Here is a 1,339-nt window from a genome sequence, read left to right on the forward strand (position 1 = left end):
CGCCATTCACACCCTGACCACGCTGCCCGTACCGGGACGGCTGTTGCCTGCGTGTCGTCTGGCGGCTGAGGAACATATACTATGTACGCAAAATCCTTTCTCGCTCTTGATGGCAACGGACGTCTGACGGGGGCCCGTACCGCACAGACTGCGCCTTACGACCGCTACACCTGCCACCTTTGCGGCAGTGCACTCAGATACCATCCGCAGTACGACACTGAACTTCCCTGGTTTGAACACACTGACGACGGGCTGACTGAGCACGGTCAACAGTGCCCTTATGTCAGACCGGAGCGCAGGGAGATACAACTGATTAAACGTCTGCAGCAATTCGTACCGGATGCCTTACCCGTAGTACGTAAAGCCAGCTGGTACTGCAGACAATGTCACCACGATTATTATGGGGAGCGGTACTGCACACACTGCCAGACCGGGCGCTTCAGTGAGGAGGGGGGAGCAGAATGAACGGTATAAAAACGGGGCTGGGGATCACGCCGGGTGAGCACATTATCAGTGCCGACTCTGCGCTCAGCAGAAATATCCGGCATTGTTTCTGCCTTTCCTGCCATGGCCGGTTGATTCTGCAGACAGATGCTCAGGGGGCATGGTTTGAGCATGATTTACATGCCCTGAGTGAGCAACAGAAGGCGGACTGTGTGGTGCTGAATCCGGAAAAGTCCCACCCTTACATTGAGGATATGGCGATGTTTTTATCGCCATTACCGGTCGTGCTGGAGTGGCATTGTGTGATGTGTGAGCAGTTTTTTCATGGGAAGAAATTCTGTGAGGCCTGTGGTACGGGGATTTATTGCAGAGCGGTATGTACGAAGTCTGTTTACAGCTACCAGCCAGACTTGTTTCAGGACTGCGGAGGTGCGAGTACTTAATCCGAAATGCCCGACCTGCTCAGGGCGTTCAGAGGTATCGGAACCTGCATTTTATCTGGTGTTTCGCACCCACCCCGTTCGTGACACAAAGGCGCGACACCGGATATCCGCAGTCCTGCTTACCTGAATAAAACCCGGGGTATTGATTGTGTACTGTGGTGCGAAATCGCACCGTGATCGCGGATTCGCCGAATCCGCACTGTGGTATCAACCAACTATACGCGAGAGTCTGAGGTGTACTGGCAATAGCGGACACTACCATTTGTTCTTTTTTTAAGCAGCCATCTGATGATATTTTTCCCTGAAGGCTGCCGGGGAGATATTCCCCAGACGAGAGTGACGACGCTGACGATTGTAGAAAATCTCAATGTATTCCCGTATTACTGAGATGGCTTCATCCCGGTTATTAAAACGATAGTGGCTCAGGCTCTCATTTTTCAGCGTTCCCCAGA

Annotated in this window: 3 protein-coding genes; 2 read left to right on the top strand and 1 reads right to left on the bottom strand. The window is 52.7% G+C overall.

Going from position 1 to position 1,339, the window contains the following annotated elements; translation table 11 throughout:
* Positions 1 to 81: 81 nt before the first annotated feature.
* Positions 82 to 465, top strand: a complete 384-nt coding sequence (locus E0D98_RS24280; RefSeq protein WP_000271013.1) for a putative zinc ribbon protein — start codon at positions 82 to 84, stop codon at positions 463 to 465.
* Entirely contained in the window at positions 462 to 887 is a 426-nt protein-coding gene (locus E0D98_RS24285; RefSeq protein ID WP_001013311.1) for a putative zinc ribbon protein, read from the top strand. Before E0D98_RS24280 ends, E0D98_RS24285 begins: the two co-directional genes overlap by 4 nt.
* Before the next feature lie 273 nt (positions 888 to 1,160).
* Here E0D98_RS24285 and E0D98_RS24290 read toward each other — a convergent pair.
* A partial coding sequence (locus E0D98_RS24290) for an IS3 family transposase (RefSeq protein WP_032305781.1) occupies positions 1,161 to 1,339 on the bottom strand: 179 nt, incomplete at its 5' end.

The sequence above is a fragment of the Escherichia sp. KCJ4928 genome, from assembly GCF_004352695.1.
GTDB lineage: Bacteria > Pseudomonadota > Gammaproteobacteria > Enterobacterales > Enterobacteriaceae > ECMA0423.